This is a genomic window from uncultured Methanobrevibacter sp. (assembly GCF_937898925.1).
Taxonomy (GTDB): Archaea; Methanobacteriota; Methanobacteria; order Methanobacteriales; family Methanobacteriaceae; genus Methanobrevibacter.
Genome location: NZ_CALDKF010000019.1, coordinates 1 through 3753, shown reverse-complemented (window position 1 = coordinate 3753; position 3753 = coordinate 1). Strand labels below are relative to the sequence as shown.

The window sequence follows — 3753 nt, the reverse complement described above, 5'->3', positions numbered from 1 at the left end:
GAGAGCGAGGAATATGATGAAGAGGATTTTGATGAAGGTGAAACATCAGAATTCTACTACGAAGTCTTCGAATTGCATCCTGAAATAAGAAAGGACCATCTTGTATTGCCTGTCGGCAAGAAATTTGTAGGAAATTCATTTGACATTCTACTGGAAGACAAATACCTATTCACTGCAACTGTTGGCAAAAGAGGTTATGTGAAACTTCATAAGAACCTTGACTTGACTGATGAAATCATAGATGGTTTGGATAAGGGATTAAGGGTCGTTGCGAGAGTCAGAGATTAAGCATATTATTAACTTTTCATGATTATTTAGAAATAGAGGAGATATAATGAAGATAGGAGCTTCAATGTTAGCAACAGAAGACAGAACAATGGAAGAAGCTTTAGAATACTTTGACAGCAATAAATACATTGATTATGTTGAAATAGTGCATGATTATCCTTATAGAGAAATCAATGATGATGCTGAGCTAGTGGATCTCATAAATTCATATGACTTGAAATATACTATTCACGCTCCATTCATTGACATCAATATCGCTTCCTTAAATCCTGCGATAGCAGATTTTTCAGTAAGAGAAATTGAAAGATCAATTGACCTTGCAAACATGATTGACAGCAATCTTGTTGTTGTTCATCCAGGAATTCTTGGATTCCATGGAAGAGGAAGAGAAGATTTGGTCTATAAAATATCAGAGGAACATCTTGAAGTCATAGGCAACTATGCAAAAGACAGTGGAGTAGATGCATGCATTGAAAATCTTCCTAACATCACTGACTTCATGTTCATGGATGTGAATCAACTGAATGATACATTAGTTAAACTTGACCTTCCTATGACTATGGATATAGGTCATGCCCATACAAATGGCTTCACTCCAGAGGAAATTTACTTCGACTCAATTAAACACATACATGTGCATGATAATCCTGGCAATGATGACTCACACCTTGCATTAGGTGATGGGACTTTTGATGTAAATGGGTTCTTTGATGTATTTACTAAGAAAAAGTACGATGGCATCTACATGTTAGAGTTAATTTCTACAGATTTTGTAGAAAAAAGTTTAGAATATATGAAAAATTTAGGATTGATTTAAAAAAAACTTAAAAAAATTAATTATACAAATTAGCATATATGAAAAATAAGAAAATAAATTATATTAGAATTTTATTAAAATTATATTAGAATTATAATTAATTACAAAAATTACAAAAATACATAAAACAAAAAAGGTTAGAATATGTGGAATGAAGAAATAGAATGCATGTCAAGAGAAGACATTTTTGAACTTCAATTGAAGAAGTTGCAGGCTACTGTAAAAAGGGCTTTTGACAAGATTCCATTTTACACAGAAAAGTATACAAATGCAAATGTTTTCCCTGAAGACATAGAAACCTTAGATGATATAGTAAAGTTACCATTCCTTACTAAAGATGATTTAAGAGCATGTTATCCATTTGGAATGTTTGCAGTTGATAAAAAGGAAATCATAGAGGTTCACTCATCTTCTGGAACTACTGGAAAACCCGTAGTGAGCGGATACACACAAGGAGACATTGACAATTGGGGTGAAATCGTAGCAAGAGGACTTACCATGATGGGCCTTGACAGTGATGACATTATCCAGAATACACATGGTTACGGTCTTTTTACCGGAGGATTCGGTGTTCACTATGGGGCTCACAGATTAGGGGCTACAATCATCCCTATTTCTACTGGACAGACAAGAAGACAAGTTGAAATCATGGCAGACTTCGGAAGTACCTGTCTTATCTTCACTCCATCCTATGGTATCTACTTAGGAGAAGTTGCTAAGGAAGAGGGAATAGATTTCGATGAAATTGGTCTTAAAGCTATAGGTTTCGGAGCTGAAATGTGGACAGCTGAAATGAGAGACAGAATCGAAGAGACATTTAAGACCAAAGCTTATAACATTTACGGCCTTACAGAATTGATGGGTCCAGGTATTGGTATGGAATGCTGTGCACAGAACGGCTTGCACATTGCTGAAGATTTCTTCTATCCGGAAATCATTGATCCAAAAACTGGAATCACATTACCTGAAGGCACTCACGGTGAATTGGTATTAACTAACCTTGAAAGAGAAAGCATGCCTGTAATCAGATTCAGAACCAAGGACCTCACTGCACTTCACTATGACACTTGTGAGTGTGGTAGAACCCTTGCAAGAATGGAAAGGATTACCGGCAGATCAGATGACATGATTAAAGTGAAAGGAGTTGCTGTATTCCCATCACAAATCGAAAAGGCACTTCTTAAGGTCAGCGACATCGAGCCTCACTATCAAATCATCGTTACAAGACCAGACATAATGGATGAAATTGAAATTAAAGTAGAAGCTTCTGAAGCTCTTTTCTCAGACGACATCAAAGAGATGATGGGTGTAAAACGTAAAATTGGTGAATACATTCAAAATGAGATTGGAATTGCAGTAAATGTTAGTTTAGTAGCACCTAAGAGCATTCCAAGAAGCACAAAAGGTAAAATACAAAGAGTGATTGATAAACGTAATTTACATTAATTAGGGAGTTTTAAAATGTATAAAATAACACAATTATCCATATTTTTGGAAAACAAAAGAGGGAATCTTTATAACACATTAGATTTGCTTGCTGCAAATGACATAAACATAAGAGCTTTATCATTAGCAGACACAACTGAATTCGGTATTTTAAGATTGGTTGTTCAAGACCCTGTAAAAGCTAAAAAAATACTTGAAGAACACTGGTACATTGTTAAAAACACTCCAATCGTTGGAGCTGAACTCGATGATACCCCTGGTGGATTGTCTTCTGTATTAAAGATATTGAATGATGAAGAGATTGATCTTGAATATCTTTATGCATTCACTCATGAAAAGACTGAAAAAGCTATTCTATTATTGCAAGCTGAAGATTTGGACAATCTTATAAACATTTTAACTGCTTATAAGGTTCCTCTTGTACCGGCTGAAGAAGTTTATAATTTATGATTAAATTATAAACTTATTTTTTCTTTTTTTAAAATCAAATTAACCAATCCACACCAAAAAATCTTTTTTTAAAATCAAATTAACCAAACAAATGTGAATCTTTTTTTAAAATCAAGTTTTAATCAACCAATGCAAAAAAATCCTTTTTTTTAGATTATTAATTTGATTAAAAATAGTGCCAATTAAAAAAAAAGTAAAAAAAGTAAAAAAAAGTTAAAAAAATAAGTAAAATAAGCTAAAATAAGCTAAAATCATTTATCGTTCTTTAGACTTTCCTTTACATCATCAGTGAGTTTTCTAATCTCATTCGCTGCATTTTGGAACTTTTTAGTCTCATAATCATTCATATGAATAGGAACAATCATTGCATTACCCTTTTTGGATAAAACGGAAGGAACACCTAAGGAAACTCCTTTGACACCAGCAATTTCACCATCCAAATATAAGCTTACAGTCAATATCTTATGGGAATTTGTAATAAGTGTAATAATCAAGTTGGAAATAGCATAGGCAGGACCATATTCAGTAGCACCCTTTTTGGAAATGATAGTGTTTCCTGCATTCCTTAGAGTCTGAATAATCTCCCTAATGTCCAATTCCACCTCTCTAATAAAGTATTTCAAAGGAATATATATTTTATCAACATTGATTACTCCATTAAACATATTCTTTCCAATTGATGTTATTCCTTCTTCAATAATGATTGTCTTAATTTCATTTGTATAATTGAGAAATGGTGATTCCTCAAAATC

At 33.3% G+C, this 3753-nt stretch carries 3 protein-coding genes and 2 pseudogenes; 4 read left to right on the top strand and 1 reads right to left on the bottom strand.

The genetic code is table 11. The features are described from left to right. The 4 genes and pseudogenes from Q0409_RS01490 to Q0409_RS01475 all read left to right on the top strand — a co-directional run. Nucleotides 1-288, top strand: a pseudogene (locus Q0409_RS01490) (ATPase); the annotation flags it as partial. A 46-nt stretch (nucleotides 289-334) separates the two neighbouring features. Beyond that, nucleotides 335-1105: a sugar phosphate isomerase/epimerase gene (locus Q0409_RS01485; protein ID WP_298534322.1), complete on the top strand. Its 771-nt coding sequence runs from the start codon at nucleotides 335-337 to the stop codon at nucleotides 1103-1105. A 144-nt stretch (nucleotides 1106-1249) separates the two neighbouring features. Next, nucleotides 1250-2551 (top strand): phenylacetate--CoA ligase family protein, encoded by a 1302-nt coding sequence (locus Q0409_RS01480; protein ID WP_298534320.1) that lies wholly within the window; start codon nucleotides 1250-1252, stop codon nucleotides 2549-2551. 15 nt (nucleotides 2552-2566) lie between these two features. Continuing rightward, complete coding sequence (locus Q0409_RS01475; RefSeq protein WP_298534318.1) at nucleotides 2567-3001, top strand: acetolactate synthase; 435 nt, start codon at nucleotides 2567-2569, stop codon at nucleotides 2999-3001. 251 nt (nucleotides 3002-3252) lie between these two features. Here the strand turns inward: Q0409_RS01475 and Q0409_RS01470 are convergent. After that, nucleotides 3253-3753, bottom strand: a pseudogene (locus tag Q0409_RS01470) (hypothetical protein); the annotation flags it as partial.